This is a genomic window from Variovorax endophyticus, from assembly GCF_025376855.1.
GTDB lineage: Bacteria > Pseudomonadota > Gammaproteobacteria > Burkholderiales > Burkholderiaceae_C > Variovorax.
On record NZ_JAHUTH010000008.1, the window covers coordinates 197,031 to 217,842 of the forward strand.

General features: G+C 71.5%; 18 protein-coding genes. 13 read left to right on the forward strand and 5 right to left on the reverse strand.

The features are described from left to right. The first annotated feature begins 139 nt into the window (after positions 1-139). From cobO to KV106_RS12955, 9 genes are read left to right on the forward strand one after another with little or no spacing between them, the layout of a single operon-like run. Positions 140-709 carry a cob(I)yrinic acid a,c-diamide adenosyltransferase gene (gene cobO, locus KV106_RS12915; protein ID WP_261210640.1) on the forward strand — a complete coding sequence of 190 codons (570 nt, stop codon included), beginning with the start codon at positions 140-142 and terminating at the stop codon, positions 707-709. Positions 710-714: 5 nt separating this feature from the next. Next, complete coding sequence (bluB, locus tag KV106_RS12920; RefSeq protein WP_261210641.1) at positions 715-1,407, forward strand: 5,6-dimethylbenzimidazole synthase; 693 nt, start codon at positions 715-717, stop codon at positions 1,405-1,407. After that, positions 1,407-1,880: a MotA/TolQ/ExbB proton channel family protein gene (locus tag KV106_RS12925; RefSeq protein WP_261210642.1), complete on the forward strand. Its 474-nt coding sequence runs from the start codon at positions 1,407-1,409 to the stop codon at positions 1,878-1,880. The genes bluB and KV106_RS12925 overlap by 1 nt, the downstream gene beginning before the upstream one ends. Beyond that, a complete protein-coding gene (locus KV106_RS12930; protein WP_261210643.1) occupies positions 1,877-2,230 on the forward strand; it encodes a DUF2149 domain-containing protein in 354 nt (117 codons plus the stop codon). Before KV106_RS12925 ends, KV106_RS12930 begins: the two co-directional genes overlap by 4 nt. After that, a complete protein-coding gene (gene cobN, locus KV106_RS12935; protein WP_261210644.1) occupies positions 2,227-6,261 on the forward strand; it encodes a cobaltochelatase subunit CobN in 4,035 nt (1,344 codons plus the stop codon). The genes KV106_RS12930 and cobN overlap by 4 nt, the downstream gene beginning before the upstream one ends. Positions 6,262-6,278: 17 nt before the next feature. Next, the gene (gene cbiB, locus KV106_RS12940) at positions 6,279-7,253 is read left to right on the forward strand and encodes an adenosylcobinamide-phosphate synthase CbiB (protein WP_261210645.1); all 975 of its coding nucleotides are present in this window, start codon (positions 6,279-6,281) and stop codon (positions 7,251-7,253) included. Beyond that, entirely contained in the window at positions 7,250-8,275 is a 1,026-nt protein-coding gene (locus tag KV106_RS12945) for an aminotransferase class I/II-fold pyridoxal phosphate-dependent enzyme (RefSeq protein ID WP_261210646.1), read from the forward strand. Before cbiB ends, KV106_RS12945 begins: the two co-directional genes overlap by 4 nt. A gap of 29 nt (positions 8,276-8,304) precedes the next feature. Next, positions 8,305-8,658, forward strand: a complete 354-nt coding sequence (locus KV106_RS12950) for a CidA/LrgA family protein (protein ID WP_057591611.1) — start codon at positions 8,305-8,307, stop codon at positions 8,656-8,658. Beyond that, entirely contained in the window at positions 8,655-9,383 is a 729-nt protein-coding gene (locus KV106_RS12955) for an LrgB family protein (RefSeq protein ID WP_261210647.1), read from the forward strand. The genes KV106_RS12950 and KV106_RS12955 overlap by 4 nt, the downstream gene beginning before the upstream one ends. Positions 9,384-9,393: 10 nt before the next feature. On the opposite strand, the gene KV106_RS12960 is transcribed toward KV106_RS12955, so the two are convergent. Genes KV106_RS12960 through KV106_RS12970 form a run of 3 tightly spaced genes read right to left on the reverse strand, consistent with a single transcriptional unit; the run spans position 9,394 to position 11,726 of the window. Beyond that, positions 9,394-9,876: a RidA family protein gene (locus KV106_RS12960; protein WP_261210648.1), complete on the reverse strand. Its 483-nt coding sequence runs from the start codon at positions 9,874-9,876 to the stop codon at positions 9,394-9,396. Beyond that, entirely contained in the window at positions 9,869-10,732 is an 864-nt protein-coding gene (locus KV106_RS12965; RefSeq protein ID WP_261210649.1) for a PhzF family phenazine biosynthesis protein, read from the reverse strand. The genes KV106_RS12960 and KV106_RS12965 overlap by 8 nt, the downstream gene beginning before the upstream one ends. 7 nt (positions 10,733-10,739) lie before the next feature. Then, entirely contained in the window at positions 10,740-11,726 is a 987-nt protein-coding gene (locus tag KV106_RS12970; protein ID WP_261210650.1) for a Bug family tripartite tricarboxylate transporter substrate binding protein, read from the reverse strand. 132 nt (positions 11,727-11,858) lie between these two features. Between KV106_RS12970 and KV106_RS12975 the strand changes: the two genes are divergently transcribed. After that, on the forward strand, positions 11,859-12,707 hold the full coding sequence (locus tag KV106_RS12975) for a helix-turn-helix domain-containing protein (protein WP_261210651.1): 849 nt from the start codon (positions 11,859-11,861) through the stop codon (positions 12,705-12,707). Here KV106_RS12975 and KV106_RS12980 read toward each other — a convergent pair. Further along, positions 12,704-13,903, reverse strand: coding sequence for a lanthionine synthetase C family protein (locus KV106_RS12980; protein WP_261210652.1), 1,200 nt, complete (start codon positions 13,901-13,903; stop codon positions 12,704-12,706). The genes KV106_RS12975 and KV106_RS12980 overlap by 4 nt on opposite strands. Before the next feature lie 5 nt (positions 13,904-13,908). Further along, positions 13,909-14,823 (reverse strand): LysR family transcriptional regulator, encoded by a 915-nt coding sequence (locus KV106_RS12985; protein ID WP_261210653.1) that lies wholly within the window; start codon positions 14,821-14,823, stop codon positions 13,909-13,911. A gap of 183 nt (positions 14,824-15,006) precedes the next feature. Here KV106_RS12985 and KV106_RS12990 point away from each other — a divergent pair, with 183 nt between their 5' ends. The 3 genes from KV106_RS12990 to KV106_RS13000 all read left to right on the forward strand — a co-directional run bounded on the left by KV106_RS12990 (position 15,007) and on the right by KV106_RS13000 (position 20,797). Continuing rightward, positions 15,007-15,891: an alpha/beta hydrolase gene (locus KV106_RS12990; RefSeq protein WP_057591619.1), complete on the forward strand. Its 885-nt coding sequence runs from the start codon at positions 15,007-15,009 to the stop codon at positions 15,889-15,891. Positions 15,892-16,066: 175 nt separating this feature from the next. Then, a complete protein-coding gene (locus KV106_RS12995; RefSeq protein ID WP_261210654.1) occupies positions 16,067-17,323 on the forward strand; it encodes an efflux RND transporter periplasmic adaptor subunit in 1,257 nt (418 codons plus the stop codon). 189 nt (positions 17,324-17,512) lie between these two features. Then, on the forward strand, positions 17,513-20,797 hold the full coding sequence (locus tag KV106_RS13000; RefSeq protein WP_261210655.1) for an efflux RND transporter permease subunit: 3,285 nt from the start codon (positions 17,513-17,515) through the stop codon (positions 20,795-20,797). Positions 20,798-20,812: the final 15 nt, after the last annotated feature.

Below are 20,812 nucleotides of genomic sequence, written 5' to 3' on the forward strand. Positions count from 1 at the left end.
GAAGGGCGCGAAGGTTTCGCGAAAGGCGCGAAAGAATTCAAAGAAAATTTTTGGATGTCTTCTTTTGCGTCCTTCGCGAAACCTTCGCGTCCTCTGCGTCCGGCTGCCCGCATTCGACAGCCTTGAAAGAGACCACCCCATGCAGATAGAAACCCCACCCAGCGAGAAGCCCTACGAAAAGCCCGAAGGCGAACGCCGCGGCATCGTCATCGTCAACACCGGCGACGGCAAGGGCAAGAGCACCGCGGCCTTCGGCTTGGCGCTGCGCGCGCATGGCCGCGGCAAGGCCGTGAAGATCTACCAGTTCATGAAGGTGCCGAGCGCGCGTTTCGGCGAACACCGCATGTTCGAGCAGATCGGCATCCCGATCGAGGGCCTGGGCGACGGCTTCAGCTGGAAGAGCCAGGACCTCGAGCGCTCGGGGCAGCTCGCGCGCGACGGCTGGGAAAAGGCCAAGGCCGCGATCCTCTCGGGCGAGTATTTCCTCGTGGTGCTCGACGAGATCACCTACCCGCTGATATACGGCTGGCTGCCGCTCGAGGGCGTGCTCGAGACTCTGCGCGCGCGGCCCAAGCAGGTGCACGTGGCGCTCACGGGCCGCCGCTGCCCGCCCGAGATCATCGAACTCGCCGACACCGTGACCGAGATGACGCTGGTCAAGCATGCGTTCAAGGCCGGCATCCCGGCGCAGCGCGGCATCGAGGATTGAGCCGGATGAGCCAGGCGTTCGCGGCCGAGGAGGCGAGGGCGGTCTACCGCGCCATCCACGAGCGGCGCGACATGCGGCATTTCGCGGGCGGCGAGGTCGCGCCCGCGCTGCTGCGCCGGCTGCTCGAGGCGGCTCACCATGCGCCCAGCGTCGGCTTCATGCAGCCCTGGCGCTTCATCCGCATCCGCGACGCGGCCCTGCGCACGCGACTGCATGCGGCGGTCGAGCGCGAACGCGTGCTGACGGCGCGCGCGCTCGGCGAGCGCGAGGATGCCTTCATGCGGCTCAAGGTCGAGGGCCTGCTCGACGCGGCCGAGCTGCTCGCGGTGACGCTGGCCGACGGCCGCGAGCACCATGTGTTCGGCCGCCGCACCCTGCCGCAGATGGACCTGGCCTCGGCCGCGTGCGCGATCCAGAACCTCTGGCTGGCCGCGCGCGCCGAGGGGCTGGGCATGGGCTGGGTCTCGCTGTTCGATCCGGCCGAGGTGGCGGCGCTGCTGGGCCTGCCGGCCGGCGCCGAACCGATCGCGCTGCTGTGCCTCGGGCCGGTGCACGGCTTCTACGAGGAGCCGATGCTGCAGCGCGAGCGCTGGGCGCGGCGCGCGCCACTGTCGTCGCTGGTGTTCGACGAGGCCTGGGGCCGGCCCTCGGACCTGTTCGATCCCGATCCTTCTTCGCCTGACCTGGAGTCCGCCTGATGCTGGCCTTCGATACCGTGCTGTTCGAGCTCGCGCGCCTGTTCCTGTGGCCGGTGACGCTGGGCGTGCTGCTGTCCTTCGTCTATGCCGTGTGGTGCCTCGGTGCCTTCGGCGTCGAATACCTGCAGCGCCGGCGCGACCCTGCGCGCGCGCTGGTGCTGGCGCGGCATGCGCAGGCCAGCCAGGAGCAGATGGAGCTGGCCGTGCTCAAGGAACTCGAGGGCGTGCGGCTGTGCAGCCGCGTGGCGCCGATGCTGGGCCTGATCGCCACCATGATCCCGATGGGCCCCGCGCTGGTGGCCGTGGCCTCGGGCGAATCGCAGGGCGTGGCGCAGAGCCTCGCGCCGGCCTTCGCGAGCGTGATCGTCGCGCTGGCCTCGGCCTCGATCGCCTTCGTGGTCTACACCGTGCGCCGGCGCTGGCTGATGCGCGAGCTGGTGATGCTGCTCGACGCGCGGGATCGGCTCTCATGAGCAGGCGGCAGTTCTCCATCCTGAGCAGCCTGGACGGCGACGACGACGATCCGGTGCTCTCGACCATCAACCTGATCGACGTCTTCATGGTCGTGATCGGCATGCTGATGATCGCGGTCATCAACAACCCGATGAACCCCTTCGCGCAGGACAAGGTCACGGTGATCCGCAACGAGGGCCAGCCGAACATGGAGATCGTCACGCGCGAGGGCCGCAAGATCACGCGCTTCAAGGCCAGCGGCACGACCGGCGAGGGCGACGGCGAGCGCGCGGGCACGGCCTGGCGCCTCAAGGACGGGACCATGGTCTACGTGCCGGCCGACGCGGTGCCGGTGCAGGGCGGCAAGTGAGCCTGACGCGGCGCTGGGTCGCGCTGTGGCTGCTGGCGTGGCTGGCGGCGCTGCCGGCCTGGGCGCAGCAGTCGTCCACCGGGCCGGTGGTCGTGCTCGCGACCTCGCTGGTATCGCCCGCGCGCGTGGCGCGGCTGCAGGCCGCGGCGCAGCAGGCCGGGCTGCCATTGCAGGTGCTGTCGGCCACGCGAGATTCGCCCGAGGCCCTGTCGGCCGCGCTCGAGGGCGCGCGGCTGCTGGTGATCGACGCGCCGCACCAGAGCGTGGCGCAGGCCGCGGCGGCGCGCTTCGGCGACGCGATCGCGCGCAGCGCGGCGCCCTATGTGCTGGTCGGCGAGTTCGCGCTGGTGGCCCGGGGCCAGGTCACGGCCGCGCCGCCGCTCGCGGCCGAGCGTGGCGTCGACGCGGCCTGGGCGCAGCGGCTGCGTGCCTACTGGCGCTTCGCGGGTAGCGCGAACCTCTCGGCGTCGATGCAGGCGCTCGCCAGGGTCGGCGTGTCCGATGGTCTGCCCGAACCCGTGGCGACGCCGCTCGCGGGCTTCTATCACCCGGGGTGGCCGCGCATCGAAACAAGCATCGAGGCGGTCGAACAGTTGCCCGGCACGAACGGCACGGTCGCGATCGCGGTCAATGCCGCCACCGTGACCGGCGAGGACACGGCCTGGCTCGACACGCTGATCGCCGCGCTCGCGCAGCGCGGCCTGCGCGCCTATGCCTTCTACGGCCCGCGCCAGCAGAAGGACCTCTACACGCGCATGACCCAGGCCGAGGGCGGCCGCCGCGTGGCCGACCTGATCGTGAATGCCGCGCTGGTCTTCACGCCCAACGAGCGCAAGGCCGAGCTCGAGCGCATCGGCGTGCCGGTGCTGCAGACCCTGCCGTCGCTGGCCATGGATGCGGCGCAGTGGGCGCAGAGCAAGGACGGCCTCGCGCAGTCCGACATCGCCGCCTACTACAGCCCGAGCGAACTGGCCGGCATGACCGACCCGATGCTCGTGAGCGCGCGCGATGCCGCGAGCGGCAGCCTGCAGCCGCTGCCCGCGCAGGTCGAGGCGGTCGCCGACAAGGCCGCGGCGCTGCTGCGGCTGCAGCGCACGAGCGCGGACCAGCGCCGGGTCGCGATGCTGGTCTACAACTACCCGCCGGGCGAGGCCAACTTCGGCGCCTCTTTCCTCAACGTGCCGCGCAGCGTGAGCCGCATGATCGCGGCCATGCAGTCGGCCGGCTACCGCACCGAGGCGCCCGCGCCCGAGACGCTGATCGCGCAGGTGCAGGCCACGCTCAAGGCGTCCTACCCGGCGCCGGGAACCGACGAACTGCGGCCGCTGTTCGCGCAGGACCTGGCCGACACGCTGCCGCTCGCGCGCTACCTCGCATGGTTCCGCGCGCTGCCCTTAGAGACGCAGCAGCGCATCGAGGCCTACTGGGGCGCGCCCGAAAGCTCGACCCAGCTGCGCACGGTGGACGGCGCGCCGGCCTTCGTGATTCCGCGCGTGCGCTTCGGCAACGTGGTGGTGCTGCGCCAGCCGCCGCGCTTCGAACCCGGCACGAGGGTGATGGACAAGGCGCAGCAGGTCTACCATCGCTCGGCGGTGCCGCTGGGCCATGCCTACCTCGCCACCTATCTCTGGCTGCGCACGCAGTTCGGCGCCTCGGCCGTGGTGCACGTGGGCACGCACGGCACGGTCGAATGGTCGGCCGGCAAGGAGCGCGGGCTGTCGGTGCAGGACGATCCGCTGCTGGTGCTCGGCGACCTGCCCAACGTCTATCCCTATGTGATGGACAACCTCGGCGAGGCCACCACCGCCAAGCGCCGCGGCCGCGCGACCATGGTCAGCCATTCGACGCCGATGTTCTCGTCGGCCGGCCTGCGCCCGGGCCTCGCGCGGATGCACGAGCGCATGCACGACTGGGAGACGCTCGCCCCCGGCCCGGTCAAGGCCGCGCTCGAACGGCAACTGCTGGCCGACTTCGTGGCCCGGCACTACGACCGCGACCTGGCCTGGACCCCCGCGCGCATCCGCGGCGACTTCGCGGGCTTCGTGGCGGTGCTGCATCCCTACCTCGACGAACTCGCGCAGACCGCGCAGCCGCTGGGCCTCGCGACCTTCGGCGAGGCGCCCAGTGCGCAGCGCCGGCGCGCCACGCTGCTGCAGATCGTCGGCAAGCCGCTGGCGACCGCGCTCGGCGAGGACCTCGACGAAACCTTCCTGCGCGAGCCGGCCGACATGGCCGATTCGCCGCTGGGGCGCTGGGTGGCGCGGGTGCTCGACGATGCGGCCTTCGACGGCGCGACCACCGTGCCCGCGCAAGCCGAGACCTTGCGCGCGCTGGCCATGCGCGTGCGCCAGCTCGACGCGACGCTCGCGCACAACGAGGAGATCGAGGGCCTGCTGACGGCCCTCGACGGCCGCTACCTGCGCGCGAGCTATGGCGGCGATCCGGTGCGCAATCCCGACAGCCTGCCCACTGGCCGCAACCTCTACGGCTTCGATCCCAGCCGCGTGCCCACGCGCGCGGCCTGGGACACCGGCGTGGCCGCCATGGACGCCTGGATCGCGGCCTATGCGCAGTCCCACGGCGGCAAGGCGCCCGAGAAGATCGCGTTCACGCTCTGGGCCGGCGAGGCCTCGCGCCACCAGGGCGTGCTCGAGAGCCAGGCCTTCCACGCGATGGGCGTGCGGCCGCGCTGGGACGATGCGGGGCGCATGAACGGCATCGAGGTGCTGCCCGCCTCGGCCTTGAAGCGGCCGCGCATCGACGTGCTGGTCAGCGTGACGGGCTCGTACCGCGACCAGTTTCCGCACGTGATGCGCTGGCTCGACGAGGCGGTGCGGCAGGTGGCGGCACTGCGCGAGCCCGCGGGCACCAATGCGGTCGCGCGCCACAGCGAGGCGCTGGCGCGGCGGCTGCGGGCCGAGGGTGCGTCGGAGGCGGAGGCCGCGCGCTGGTCGACCGCGCGCGTGTTCTCGAACGAGCAGGGCAGCTATGGCGCCGGTCTCGAGGAGGCCGCGCTCGCGAGCGAGCTCTGGCGCTCGCAGCGCCGCGGCGGCGGCGACGCGCAGATGGCGGGCCTGTTCATCGACCGCATGGGCCATGCCTATGGCCAGGGCCTCGACGGCGCCTCGCGGCCCGGCGCCTTCGCGGGCAATCTCGCACAGGTCGATGCGGCGCTGATGGCGCGCAGCTCCAACCTCTATGGCGTGCTCACCAACGACGACCCGTTCCAGTACCTCGGCGGCATCGCGCAGGCGGTGCGCCATCTCACGGGCAAGGATCCGGCGCTTTATGTGCAGAACCTGCGCGACACCGGCGCGGTGCGCACCGACACCGCCGCCGGCGCGATCGCGCGCGAGATGCAGACGCGCTACCTGCATCCGCAGTGGATCGCGGCGCAGCAGGCCGAGGGCTACAGCGGCGCGCTGCAGGTGCTGAAGACCGCGCAGTTCCTCTGGGGCTGGCAGGTGACCGCGCCGGCCACGGTGCGGCCCGACCAGTGGCAGTCGTTGCACGACACCTATGTGCGCGACCGCGAGCGGTTCGGCACCCGCGCCTGGCTCGAAGGCGCGAATCGCGCGGCCTTCGCGCAGACGCTGGAGCGCATGCTCGATGCGGTGCGCCTGAACTACTGGTCGCCCGATGCCGCGACGCGCCGCGAGCTCGCGCGGGCCTATGCGCAGGCGGCGCAGGCCAGCGGGTTGCGCGAGCGCAACGTGGCGGTGGAGCGCTTCGCGCGCGCGGCGATGGCCGCGCCGCCGAAGCCGGTGGTGGTGCCGGTGGAAGTGCGGGGCGCCACGGCCCCGGCCACGCAGGCCGAGTCGCCGGCACCCACTGAAAGCAAACAAGGCGACGAGGCCGCGACCCAACTCGTGCGCGGCCTGCGGCTCGAACCGCAGCCCGAGCCCGTGCCCGCGCCGCGCAGCGCCTCGGTGGTGCGCACGCTCTGGGCGCTTTTCGGCATGGCGGTGCTGCTGGCGCTCGGCGCGCTGACCCAATGGCACCGGCACCGCCGGCCGCGGCCGGCCCTCTGATTCGGGACAATCGCGCCATGCCGGCCATCGATTTCACCGCTCCCGTGCTGGCCATGCTGGCCGCGCTGTGGATCGCGCTCGCGGTCGACCTCTGGCTCGGCGAACCGCCCGCACGCTGGCATCCGGTGGTGTGGATCGGGCGCTACCTGGGCTGGGCCGGCGCGCGCATCGCGCCGCCGTTCGGCGCGGCCTCCGGTAATGCAGGGCGCGCCTTCGCGCTCGGCGCCATCGCCTGGTGCGCGGGCGCGCTGGCCGTGCTCGCGATCGCCGTGGCGCTGCAGGCCGCGCTGCAGCAGGCGCTGCCGGCCTGGGCCTTCGCGCTGCTGCTGGGGCTGGTGCTCAAGCCGCTGTTCGCCTGGCGCATGCTGCGCGACGAGGTGCTCGCGGTCGAGGCCGCGCTCGGCGAATCGCTGGACGCGGGCCGGGCGCGGCTCGCGCGCCTCGTGAGCCGCGATGTCTCGCAGCTCGGCGAGCGTGAGGTGCGCGAGAGCGCGATCGAATCGCTGGCCGAGAACCTCAACGACTCGCTGGTGGCGCCGCTGTTCTGGTTCCTGCTGTTGGGCCTGCCGGGCGCGGCGCTCTACCGCTTCGCCAACACGGCCGATGCGATGTGGGGCTACCGCGGCGAGCGCGGCGGCCGCGACTGGACCTGGGCCGGCAAATGGGCCGCGCGCGCCGACGACCTGCTGTCGTGGCTGCCCGCGCGGCTCACGGTGCTGTTGCTCGCGCTGGCGGCCGGGCGCTGGCCGCGCGGCCTCGCGCGCGAGGCGCGCCGCACGCCGTCGCCCAACAGCGGCTGGCCGATGGCCGCGATGGCGCTGCTGCTCGGCGTGCGGCTGGCCAAGCCCGCGGTCTATGCGCTCAACGCCGAGGGCCGGGCCGCGATGCCCGCCGACACCGCGCGTGCGGCCCGCTTCGGCCAGCGCGCCGTGCTGCTGCTGGCGCTGGCCGCCTGGCTGCCGGTCGTCCTGCTGTTCATGGGGGTGCGATGAGCGAGCTCGACTTCACCCCGAACCATGGCGGCCCCGATGCGCTCGGCGCACCCGCCCACGATTTCTCGACCAATGCCAATGCCTGTGGCCCGTGCCCCGAGGCGCTCGCGCAAGTGCGCGCGGCCGACGCGACACGCTATCCCGATCCGGCCTACACGGCCCTGCGCGCGCGGCTCGCGGCGCTGCATGGCGTGGAGCCCTGGCGCATCGTGATCGCGGCCGGTGCGAGCGAATTCATCCGGCGCATCACCGCCTGGGTGGCGCAAGAGGACCGCGGCGCGCACGGTGAGGTCGTGCTGCCGGCCACCTCCTATGGCGACTACGCGGCCGCCGCGCGCGCCTGGGGCCTGCAGGTGGTGCGCGCGCCGCACGCGGTGCGGCGGCCGCGGCTCGCGTGGTGCTGCGATCCGTCTGCGCCGCAGGGGCAGGCGCAGCCCGGCCTGGCCGCGTCGATCGACGCGCTGCCCGAGGGCGTGCCCTGCGTGCTCGACCGTGCCTACGAACCGTTGCGGCTCGATGGCGAACTCGCGCTGGCGCCCGCGCGGCTCGACCGGCTCTGGCAGATGTGGTCGCCCAACAAGGCGCTGGGCATGACGGGTGTGCGCGCGGCCTATGCGATCGCGCCGGCCGACGCGCAGGAGGCGGTGGGCGCGCTGCTGCGCCTGGGTTCATCGTGGCCCGTGGGCGCGCATGGCGTGGCGATGCTGTCGGCCTGGGCCGAACCCGCGGTGCAGGCCTGGGTGCGCGACAGCCTGGCCACGCTGCGCGAATGGAAGGCCGCGCAGCTCGCGTTGTGCGCGCGCATGGGCTGGCAGACCACGCCCAGCGTGGCGAACTACCATCTCGCGCAACCGATGACGGCGGATTTCGCGGGCCTGCTGGCCGGCTTGCGCGCCGAGGGCATCAAGCTGCGCGACTGCGCTTCATTCGGCCTGCCGGGCCAGGTGCGCATGGGCGTGCTGCCGCCCGCGAGCCAGGCCGCGCTGCACGCCGCATGGCAGCGCCTGGCGGGTGCAAACTAGCCGACAGGAACGACCACGAGGACCTTGCCATGCTCTACGCCATCACCACGCTCTTTCTCTGCCAGCTCGCCGGCGAACTGCTGGTGCAGTGGCTCAGCCTGCCGGTGCCCGGTCCGCTGCTCGGCATGCTGTTCCTGTTCGCCGGCCTGCTGTGGCGCGGCGGCGTGCCCGAGAGCCTGGGCGAGACCTCGGGCCATCTGCTGCGCAACCTGATGCTGCTGTTCATCCCGGCCGTGACGGGCGTGATGCTGCACTTCGAGCGCGTGGGCCGCGAATGGCTGCCGTTCCTGGCCGCGGGCATCCTGGGCGCGGCCTTCACCATGACCGTCACCGCGCTTACCCTGCGCTGGATGATCCGCATCACCGGCAAGGACGCCCAATGAGCGCGCCCGCGAAGCTGTCCGAGATCTGGGTCTTCCTGGCCCAGTCGCCGCTCTTGTGGCTCGCGCTCACGCTGCTGGCCTACCTGGGCGCGCTGTGGCTGCACCGGCGCAGCGGCGCCAACCCGGTGGTCAATCCGGTGCTGGTGTCGGTGATCGTGATCGTCGCCGTGCTGCTGCTCACACGCACGCCCTACGACACCTACTTCGAGGGCGCGAAGTTCGTGCACTTCCTGATCGGGCCGGCCACGGTGGCGCTCGCGGTGCCGCTCTACAGCCAGGTGGCGCGGCTGCGTCGGCTGTGGCTGCCGATCGGCGTGGCGCTGCTCGCGGGCTCGGTGGCGGCCATCGTGTCGGCCGTGGGCATCGCCTGGGCGCTCGGCGGTTCGCACGAGCTGCTGATGTCGCTGGCGCCGAAGTCGGCCACCATGCCGATCGCGATGGGCGTGTCGGAAAAGATCGGCGGCCTGCCGTCGCTGTCGGCGGTCGCGGCCGCCATCACCGGCATCGCGGGCGCGATCATGGCCACGGGCCTGTTGAACCTGCTGCGCATCAAGGAGCCCGCGGTGCGCGGCTTCGCGGTCGGCATCACGGCGCATGGCATCGGCACCGCGCGCGCGATCCAGGTCAACGAGACCGCGGGCGCGTTCTCGGCGCTCGCGATGGGGCTCAACGGCATCGCGACGGCCCTGCTGGTGCCGCTGGTGGTGCGCTGGCTCGGGGCCTGAGGCGCGGCCTTCAGTCCGCCGGCCGCTCCTGCAGCACCAACGAGATCTCGACCGCGCCGCCGCCCGGCAGCGAGGCCACGCCGACCGTGGTGCGCGCGGGCAGCGGCTGGTCGGGAAACACCTGGCGCAGCAGCTCGCTCGCGGCATTCATCACCCGCACATGCTGCGTGAAGCCGGGCCCGGCCTGCAGGTAGCCGGTGAGGGCGACAATCTTCTGCACCCGGTCGAGGCCGCCGAGCTCGGCGCGCGCGGCGCGCAGCAGCGCGATGGTGGCGGCGACCGCGGCCCGCTCGCCGAGCGCGATGCCCGCGTCGCTGTCGTCGATAGGGCCCGCGATCACCACGCCATTCTCGCGCCCGACCACGCCGCTCGAATGCAGCAGCTCGCCGGCGCGCGCGAAGCTCGCATAGCGGCCCGCGGGGCGCGCGGCGGGCGAGGCGTCGTGGCCCGCTTGCGCGGCGAGCGCCTCCAGGCGCCGGTCGGCATCAGTCATGCGGCAGCGCCTCCATCGCCTGCGCGTCGCCGCGCAGCCAGCAGCCTTCGGCGGCCTCGGCCTGCGCGGGCAGCCGCACCTGGATCGCCGAGGGCGAGCCCATGGCCTCGCCCTGGCGCACCGTGACCAGCGTGCCATCCGCGCCGACCAGCGCCATCTCGCGCAGGCCCCAGGCCAGCGCGGCGGCGGCGATGCCGGTGGCCGCGTCCTCGGGATAGCCGGAGGAGCGCGGGAACTGGCGCGCGCTGACCTCGGTGCCCTGCGCATCGGCGTTCGATGCGAAGGGATAGAGCCCGGTCGAGCCGAGCCGGTCGCACAGCGCCTCGACGCGCGCGAAGTCGGGCCGCAGGCCGTGCAGCAGTTCGGGGCTTTCGAGCCGCACCAGCGTCTTCACGCGGCTGGTGGCGGCGTTGAGCACCGGCGACACGATCTGCGCGAGCCCGATGCCCAGGCACTGCGCGATCTCGCGCACCAGGGCCGCGTCGACCGCGGCGATGCTGGCGCTGGGCTGGCTGATCTCGACCGCGCCGTCGACGAAGCGGCCGTGCACCGTGCCGCTGAGCGTCTGCACCGCGATCGGCTCGCCGCTCCAGCGGCCGCGCTCGTGCAGCAGCCACAGCGCGCCGAGCGTGGCATGGCCGCACATCTCCATCTCGTGGCGCGGCACGAAGTAGCGCATGCGCAGGCGGTGCCGGGCGGCATCGTCGGGCGCGAGCACGAACACCGACTCGTGCCCGCTCTCGCGGGTGCGGGCCTGCATGTCCTCGGTGGACATGGCATCGGCATCGAGCCAGACCGGGGCCGGGTTGCCGCCGGCGCGGGTGCCGGGGCGGGCGAAGACGCGAACGAGCTGCATCGTCATCTCAGTCCGCCTTCGCGTTGACGGAGCGCGCGATGCCGCCCCACAGCGCGATGTCGGCGCGCACGCGCTGGCCGAACTGCTCGGGCGACCAGCTCGCGGGCGAGACGCCCTTGGCCATCATGTCGGCGCGCAGGTTGCGGTCCTGCAGCGCCTTGTCGAGCGCCGAGCGCAGCCGCTCCACCACCGGGTTGGGCGTGGCCGCGGGCGCCATCAGGCCGTACCAGAGCTCGGGCTTGAAGTCCTTGATGCCCGCGGCCTCGAAGCTCGGCAGCTCGGGGAACACCGCCGAGGGCTGGCTGATCGCGAGCGCACGCATGCGGCCGGCGCGCACCTGGGGCGCGAGCGCGGTGGGGTTGTCGAACAGCGCCTGGATCTGGCCGGCCATCAGGTCGGTCTGCGCGGGCGCCGCGCCGCGGTAGGGAATGTGCGTCATCTCGATGCCGGTGCGCTGCTTGAACAGCTCGCTCGCGAGGTGGCTCGCGGTGCCGTTGCCGATGCTGCCGTAGTTGAGCGTGCCGGGCCTGGCCTTGGCATCGCGGATGAAGTCGGCGAGGTTCTTCGCGGGCAGGGTGGGTGCCACCACCAGCACGAAGGGCGTGGTGCCCAGCGTGCCCACGGGCGCGAGGTCGGCCAGCGGGTCGTAGGGCAGCCTGGGGTAGACGGCCTGGGCCGAGGCGATGGTCGTGGTGGTGGCGGCCACCAGCGTGTAGCCGTCGGGCGCGGCCTTGGAGGCATAGCCCGTGCCCACCGTGCCGCCGGCGCCCGCGCGGTTGTCGATGATCACCGGCACGCCGAGCTCGGCCTGCAGCCTGACCTGCACCGCGCGGAAGATCACGTCGGTGCCGCCGCCGGCCGGGAAGGGCACGACGATGGTGATCGGCTTGGCCGGATAGGCGTCGGCGGCGGCCGCGGCACCGCAGGCGGCGGCGAGCAGGGCGGCGGCGGCCATCAGGGCGAGGCGCCGTGGCGGGCGGAGGCTGGCGGTCATGGAGGTCCTTGGCGGAACGGGTGGAGGGGAGGTCCTAGTCTTCCTGCCGGTTCCCCTCCGCGTGCCTCCGCTCGCGACGCCCGCGCGCACGAATGCGACATCGGCCGCGCGATTGACCACACAATCGGCCCCATGCCGTCCCCAGCCGCCCCAGCCGGACCGCGGATTTCCGCGTTCTCCGACCGCCTCGCCCACAAGGCGACGCCGGTGGCGAGCACGCTCGACGGCTACGCCACGACGCCGCATGCGCACGATTGCGACATGCTGTTCGTGCCGCTGGCGGGGCGCTTCGACGTGATCGATCCGCGCGGCGACGCGCTGCAGTCCTCGCCCGGCCACTTCCTCTGGTTCGCGGCCGGCGCCGCCCATGCCACCAGCGCGATGACCCTGCGCCAGACGCACCTCGCGGTCTATGTCGATTCGGAGTTCTGGGACACGGCGCTGCGCGCGCACGGCATCGCGAAGCCGGCCCAAGGCCTGCGCGCGGGCAGCGGCGCGCTGAACCTGCTGTCGCACCGGCTGCTCGAGATGGCCGGCACGCCGGCATCGCCCGAGCCCTCGATGGCGCACGTGGCCCATTGCGGCGCGCTGGTGATGGAGGCGGCGCGGCTCATGGCCAATCCGCTGGTGCATCCCGATGGCCGCGGCACGCCCGGCGCGGTGATCGCCGCGCTGCTGGCCAGCGACATCGAGGCCGAGCTCGCGGCGACGCTGCCGCTCGAGGCCTTCGCGGCGCGGCACCGGCTCTCGCGCCGGCAGGTCGAGCGGCTGTTCCGCGCGGCCTACGGGCTGTCGCCGCTCGAATTCCAGCAGCAGCGGCGCCTCGAGCGCGCGCGCCACCTGCTGCAGAGCACCGACGAATCGGTGCTGTCGGTGGCGCAGCAGGTCGGCTGGGCCTCGGGGGCCTATCTCACGCGCATGCTGGGCAAGGCCTGGGCGACGACGGCGGGCGAGCTGCGCGCGCGGCGGCCGCCGGCCTAGAAGAAACAGTCGAGGGTCGGGAAGCGGTCCGTGCCCTCGATGCAATCCCACAGGTAGATCGCGAAGCCGGGGTCGCCGGTCCACAGCGAATAGCGCAGGTGGCCGTGTTCCGCCAGGTCGGCCTCGGTCTGCGCGATGCCGTGCATGGCGAAGGCGCGCGCCCGGTCCAGCCAGGCGGCGTCGCCGAAGCGGCGGTGCAGCTTGAGGAAGGCATAGCCGTTGCCGCCGGTGCCGTGGCAGAGGTTCGAGCCCTTGTGGAGCGGGCCGGCCTGCCAGGTGGTTTCGCCGGCGGCGAGCAGCAGCTCGTCGAGCGTGCCGTCCGGAAAATCCGCGAGGCAGATCACGAAGCCCGGCGCGCCATGGCACATCTGCACGAGTTTCGGCCGCGAGGCATCGGGCAGCGGGAACAGGCGCGGGCGCCAGTTCGCCTGCGCGCCCTCGCGGTCGGCGGTGCGCTGCACGGTGTTGGCGATGCAGTCGCGCCAGGCGTTCCATTCGGCGTCGCCGAGCAGGTGGCGGCCATGGATCAGCGGCACGGCGGTGGCGACGAAGCCGTGCACCGCATCGATGTAGGTCGAACGCTGGCCGTAGAGCTGCTGGGTCCAGAAATGGCAGCCGAAGTCCTCCGACCATTCGAGCTGCGACCACAACCGCCGCGCGGTGTCGCGGTAGATGCCGGCCCAGCGTTGCTCGCCGGTGCGCTCGTGCATGAACAGCGCCGCGAGCATGGTGCCGGGCGTGCCCCACATCAGTTCGAGCGTGGGGTCGTCGAGGTGGCCGCCGCACAGCCGCGCGAGTTCGTCGGCGACGGTGTCGGAGGGCCGCAGCCGGTGCTCGAGCAGCCGGATGCCGGTGTCGCCCATCAGGTAGGCCGCGAAGCGGGCATCGGCGGGGCGGCCCATGGCCGCGCGGTTGGCGGCGATCAGGCCCGGCACGAAGGGCGCGTAGTCGCGCGCCAGCCGCGCGGCGCCGCGCTCCTGCAGATGGTGCAGCGCCCAGATCACGCCGCTCGCGCCCCAGTACAGCAGGTATTGCGGGTCGGGATTCGATGCATCGTCCGGATGCATGGGCCACAGGCCCTCGGGCGTGAAGCGCGCCTCGGTGTCGCGCACGATGCGCTCGATGGCCTCGCGCGCGCGGCCCTCGTCCCAGGCGTCGGTCCGCAGGGGCTCGTGGCGCTCGGGCGAGAACAGCATCGCGCTCAGCGCCGCTGCAGCCGCGGATTCTTCGCGAACAGCTCGGCGGCCCAGTCCACGAAGGCGCGCACCTTGGCGCTCAGGTGGCGGTTCGGCGGGTAGACCACGTGGATCGGCAGCGGGTCGCGCTGCCAGTCGGACAGCACCTCGATCAGCTCGCCGCTCTCTAGATGCGGTTCGGCCATGAAGGTGATGCACTGCGAGATGCCGAAGCCGCCGAGCACGGCCGCCATGTGGGCGTTGCTCTCGTTGACCGACACGCGGTAGGGTCCGTTGAGCTCGATGTGCTCGTCGCCCTTCTTGAACTCGTGCGGATAGACGCGCCGCGTGGTGCCCGAGAAGTAGCTCACCACGTGGTGGCGCTTCTCGATGTCGTTCGGATGCTGCGGCGCACCATAGCGCTTGATGTAGGCCGGCGAGGCCACGGTCACGAAATGCAGGGTGCCGATGCGCCGCGCCACCAGCGACTGGTCGGCGAGGTCGCCGGCGCGGATCACGCAGTCGACGTTGTCGCTGATCAGGTCCACCGTGCGGTCGCTGACGCCGAGGTCGACCTGGATCTCGGGGTAGCGGTCGCAGAAGGTGGCCAGGGCCGGCAGGATCACCAGCCGCGCGACCGAGGTCCCGACGTCGATGCGCAACCGGCCCGTGGGGCTGGACTGCGCATTCGTCATGCTGGCCTCCATGTCGTCGAAGTCGTTGAGCAGGCGCGCCGCGCGTTCGAAATACGCGGCGCCGTCCGGCGTGACCGTCACCCGGCGGGTGGTACGGTTCAGGAGCTTCACGCGCAGCCGCGATTCCAGGGCCTGGATCTGCTTGGTGACGGTGCCCTTGGGCAGGGCGAGCGAGTCCGCCGCGCGGGTGAAGGTGCCGGCTTCCACGACGCGGACGAAGATCCGCATGGCCTGGATCTGATCCATCGAATGCCTGTTCTCTAGACCCGGCCCTCGCCGGGGGGTGCGGATTCTCACACAAGGCCATAACCCTTTGGTGACCCGGTCCGATTGTTCGTAGTTTGGAAACAGAGTAGGGCTTGCATCCCTGTTTAACGCGACAGTCGGCGCCTTATATTTCAACCATCGCCCATTTCCCGAGGTCGTCCCATGTCACCCCGTCCATCGTCCCGCTCCGCCGAAGCAGCCGCGCTCGCCGCGGGGCAAGGCGCGGAAGCCGATCTGTCGATCGAGCTGCCCGGCCGCGATCCGGTGGGCGCCCGTGTCTACGGCCAGCGCCCCAAGGGCGAAACGGTGCCGCTGGTGCTGCACTTCCATGGCGGCACCTTCATCTGCGGCGGCCTCGACAACGGCCGCAACGTGGCGCGCCTCCTGGCCGGCTCCGGCGCGGTGGTGGTCTCGCTCGACTACCCGCTGGCTCCCGAGTCGCCGTTTCCAGAGCCGATCGAGGTCGGCTACGCGGCGCTCGAATGGCTCTACAAGCAGCGCGTCAAGCTCGGCGGCCGCGGCGCCCAGGTCTACCTGGCCGGCGAGGAAGCCGGCGGCAACCTGGCGGCGGCGGTGGCGCTGATCTCGCGCGACCGCGCCCATCCGCCGCTGGCGGGCCAGATCCTGCTGTCGCCGATGCTCGATCCCTGCGCCGGCACGGCCTCGCTGCGCAAGGCGACCAACGACTCGCCCGAGTGCCGCTGGGCCACGGGCTGGGAGAAGTACCTGAGCTGCCCGTCGAACGCCACGCACCCCTATGCGGTGCCCAGCGGTTCGCTGCGCCTCTCGGCCCTGGCCCCGGCCCTGGTGCTGGTGGGCGAGGACGACGCGATGCGCGACGAGGCGCTGACCTTCGCGGGCCGGCTGCGTTCGGCCGGCATCGAGGTCACGAGCGCGGTGCTGAGCAACGCGGCCGAATGGCCCAAGGCGCTCTACGACGCCGAGTGCATGGGCTGCAAGGTCTGCGAGGCGACCGTGCAGCAGCACTTCCGCGAATTCTTCGCGGCCACCACACCGCCCCCCGGGGCGACCCCGAAGCCCAGTTAGCCAGCGCCGCCAGCCGCAGAGCCAGCCGCTAGCGCCGAGCCACCGGGGGCACCCGGTGCGGCCGGCCTTTTTCCGAAATTTCCGTTTTTCTTGGTGCGAGGGCGCCAGGACGGACTGTTGCATCCCGAAAAGTCATCCGAGTCATTTGAGTCATCTGAGAGAAGGACGAATCACCATGTCGAACAACAAGCCAACGTTTTCCTCCGCGGCCCGCAAGGGCCTGTGGCCCGCCGTGACCGGCGTCACCGCCTTGCTGGCGGTGGCCGCCGCGGTGCTGGGCATGCACAGCTTCAAGGCCGAGGCCAACGCGCCGGCCGCGGGCGCGCCGCAAGCCATCCCGGTCTCGGTCGCGGCGGTGGCGCCGAGCGAGATCAATGCCTGGGACGAGTTCTCGGGCCGCCTGGAAGCGGTCGAACGCGTCGACGTGCGCTCCCGCGTCGCGGGTGCCGTGCAGTCGGTGCATTTCCGCGAAGGCGCGCTGGTCAGGCAGGGCGACCTGCTGGTGACCATCGACCCCGCGCCGTACGCGGCCGAGGTCGAGCGCGCCGAGGCGCAGGTGGCGTCGGCGCAGGCCCGCCAGTCCTTCAGCCGCAGCGAGCAGGAGCGCGCCAAGCGCCTGTGGGACGAGCAGGCCATCGCCCAGCGCGAATACGACGAGCGCGTGAACGCCGGCCGCGAGGCCGAGGCCAACCTGCGCGCGGCCCAGGCCTCGCTGCAGTCGGCGCGCCTGAACCTGGGCTACACCCAGGTGCGGGCCCCGGTCTCGGGCCGCATCGGCAAGATCGAGGTCACGGTGGGCAACCTGGTGGCGGCCGGTCCCGGCGCCCCGGTGCTGACCACGCTGGTCTCGGTGAGCCCGATCTACGCGAGCTTCGATGCCGACGAGCAGGTGATCACGCGGGCCCTGAAGGACCTGCCGAGCGGCTCCAGCGCCCGCGGCCAGATCGAATCGATCCCGGTGCAGATGGGCACGGCCGGCCTGGAGGGCACGCCCTTCGTCGGCAAGCTGCAGCTGATCGACAACCAGGTCGACGCCCGCAGCGGCACGGTGCGCGTGCGCGCCTCCTTCGACAACAAGGACGGCGCCCTGATCCCCGGCCAGTTCGCCCGCATCCGCATGGGCCAGGCCCGCAACGACACCGCGCTGCTGGTCAGCGAACGCGCCATCGGCACCGACCAGAACAAGAAGTTCGTGATGGTCGTGGGCGAGGACAACAAGGCGGTCTACCGCGAAGTTGCGCTCGGCGCCTCGATCAACGGGCTGCGTGTCGTGAGCAAGGGCCTGAAGGCGGGCGACCGCGTGGTGGTCAACGGCCTGCAGCACATCCGCCCGGGTGCGCTGGTGGCACCGCAGACCGTGACCATGGACGCCAAGGCCGACGGCAAGGCGCAACAACCGACGGAACAAGTGGCGCAGGCCGCGAAGTCCTGAACGACACCGGGCCCCGCGCGCCAGCCTGAAGGCCGGCGCGCCGGGAAACCCGGGACACCGACAACGGCGACAGCGGCACCGGCCGGCTCGCCAGCGTTACTCGAAGTTCCTTGATGGGAGCCACCTGGATGCCGCTCGTCTTTTTCGAAGCGGCGTGGATCGCGCTGTCCGCGCGATGGAGCCAACGAAATGAATCTCTCTAAATTCTTCATCGACCGGCCGATCTTTGCCGGCGTGCTGTCGCTCTTGATGCTGATAGCCGGCCTGATCGCGTTGCGCGGTCTGCCGATCTCCGAGTACCCGGAAGTCGCGCCTCCCTCGGTGGTGGTGCGCGCCCAGTACCCGGGTGCCAACCCGAAGGTGATCGCCGAGACCGTGGCGACCCCGCTGGAGGAGCAGATCAACGGCGTCGAGGGCATGCTCTACATGGGCAGCCAGGCCACCACCGACGGCGTGATGACGCTGACGGTGACCTTCCGCCTCGGCACCGACCCCGACAAGGCCCAGCAGCTGGTGCAGAACCGCGTCTCGCAGGCCGAGCCGCGGCTGCCCGAGGAAGTGCGCCGGCTCGGCATCACCACGGTGAAGAGCGCGCCCGACCTCACGATGGTGGTCCACCTCGTGTCGCCCAACGGCCGCTACGACATCAACTACCTGCGCAACTACGCGGTGCTGAACGTGAAGGACCCGCTGGCGCGCATCGAAGGCGTGGGCCAGGTTCAGATCTTCGGCGGCGGCGACTACTCGATGCGCGTCTGGCTCGACCCGCAGAAGGTGGCGCAGCGCGGCCTCTCGGCCTCCGACGTGGTGGCCGCCATCCGCGGCCAGAACGTGCAGGCCGCGGCCGGCGTGGTCGGCGCTTCGCCGGGCCTGTCGGGCGTGGACATGCAGCTCTCGATCAATGCGCAGGGGCGCCTGCAGAGCGAGGAAGAGTTCGGCGACATCATCGTCAAGAGCGGCACCGACGGCGCCGTCACGCGCCTTCGCGACATCGGCCGCCTCGAGATGGGCGCCGCCGACTACTCGCTGCGCTCGCTGCTGAACAACGACCCGGCCGTCGGCATGGGCGTGTTCCAGGCCCCGGGCTCGAACGCGCTCGACATCTCGGCGAACGTGCGCAAGACCATGGCCGAGCTCAACAAGAACATGCCCGAAGGCCTGGAATACCGCATCGCCTACGACCCGACGCAGTTCGTGCGCGCGTCCATCGAATCGGTGATCCACACGCTGCTCGAAGCCATCATGCTGGTGGTGCTGGTCGTGATCCTGTTCCTGCAGACCTGGCGCGCGTCGATCATTCCGCTGCTGGCCGTGCCGGTGTCGGTGATCGGTACCTTCGCCGTGCTGCACGTGCTCGGCTTCTCGATCAACGCGCTGAGCCTGTTCGGGCTGGTGCTGGCCATCGGCATCGTGGTGGACGATGCCATCGTGGTGGTGGAGAACGTCGAGCGCAACATCGAGGCGGGGCTCACGCCGCGCGAGGCGACCTACCGCGCGATGCGCGAGGTGTCCGGGCCCATCATCGCGATCGCGCTGGTGCTGGTGGCCGTGTTCGTGCCGCTGGCCTTCATCAGCGGCCTCACGGGCCAGTTCTACCGCCAGTTCGCGGTGACCATCGCGATCTCGACCGTGATCTCGGCGATCAACTCGCTGACCCTGTCGCCCGCGCTCGCCGCCTTGCTGCTGCGCGGCCATGACCAGCCGAAGGACGCACTGACACGCGGCATGGACCGGGCCTTCGGCTGGCTGTTCCGCGGCTTCAACAAGTTCTTCCATCGCGGCTCCGAGGCCTACAGCGGCGGCGTCAAGCGCGTGATCTCGCGCAAGACGCTGATGCTGGTGATCTACCTCGCGCTGGTCGGCGTGACCTTCGGCCTGTTCAAGGCCGTGCCCAGCGGCTTCGTGCCGGCGCAGGACAAGCAGTACCTGATCGGCTTCGCGCAGCTGCCCGACGGCGCCACGCTCGACCGCACCGACGAAGTGATCCAGCGCATGGGCGAGATCATGAAGAAGAACCCGAACGTGGAGGACGCGATCGCCTTCCCGGGCCTGTCGATCAACGGCTTCACCAACAGCTCGAACTCGGGCATCGTGTTCGCCACGCTCAAGCCCTTCGACCAGCGCAAGCGCGCCGACCAGAGCGGCGGCGCGGTGGCGGGCCAGCTCAACCAGGCCTTCGGCAGCATCCAGGACGCGTTCATCGTGATGTTCCCGCCGCCGCCGGTGGCGGGCCTGGGCACCACGGGCGGCTTCAAGCTGCAGATCGAGGACCGGGCCTCGGTCGGTTACGACCAGATGGACGCGGCGGTCAAGGCCTTCATGGCCAAGGCCTATGCGGCGCCCGAGCTCACGGGCATGTTCACGAGCTGGCAGGTCAACGTGCCGCAGCTGTATGCCGACATCGACCGCACCAAGGCGCGCCAGCTCGGCGTGCCGGTGACGGACATCTTCGACACGATGCAGATCTACCTGGGCAGCCTGTACGCCAACGACTTCAACAAGTTCGGCCGCACGTACTCCGTGCGCGTCCAGGCCGATGCGCCTTACCGCGCGCGGGCCGAGGACGTGGGCCTGCTGAAGGTGCGCTCGAGCTCGGGCGAGATGGTGCCGCTGGCCGCGCTGATGAAGGTCAACTCGACCTTCGGTCCGGAACGCGCCATGCGCTACAACGGCTACCTGGCCGCCGACATCAACGGCGGCCCGGCACCCGGCTATTCGTCGGGCCAGGCGCAGGACGCGATCACCAAGATCGCGGCCGAGACGCTGCCCAAGGGCGTGAGCTTCGAGTGGACCGAGCTGACCTACCAGGAGATCCTGGCCGGCAACTCCGCCTTCCTCGTGTTCCCGCTGGCGATCCTGCTGGTGTTCCTGGTGCTGGCCGCGCAGTACGAAAGCCTGACGCTGCCGATCGCGATCATCCTGATCGTGCCGATGGGCATCATGGCCGCGATGGCGGGCGTGTGGATCTCGGGAGGCGACAACAACGTCTTCACGCAGATCGGGCTGATCGTGCTGGTGGGGCTCAGCGCGAAGAACGCGATCCTGATCGTGGAGTTCGCGCGCGAGCTCGAGTTCGCCGGGCGCACGCCGATCCAGGCCGCGATCGAGGCCAGCCGGCTGCGCCTGCGCCCGATCCTGATGACCTCGCTGGCCTTCGTCATGGGCGTGCTGCCCCTGGTGCTGTCGACCGGCGCGGGCTCGGAGATGCGCAAGGCGATGGGCGTGGCGGTGTTCGCCGGGATGATCGGCGTGACGGCCTTCGGCCTGTTCCTGACGCCGGTGTTCTACGTGCTGATGCGCCGCATCGCGGGCAACCGGCCGCTGAAGCTGCACGGCGAGGTGCCGCATGGCGAGGACTTCGTGTCGGCCGACCATCCGGCGCCGGCCTCGGGCGGTTCGCACGGTGGATCGGGCGGCGGCCATGGCGGCGGCCTGCATCCGGTGCCGGCCTCGCCGCGGACCTCGCATGAATGACGAACGAACCACAGA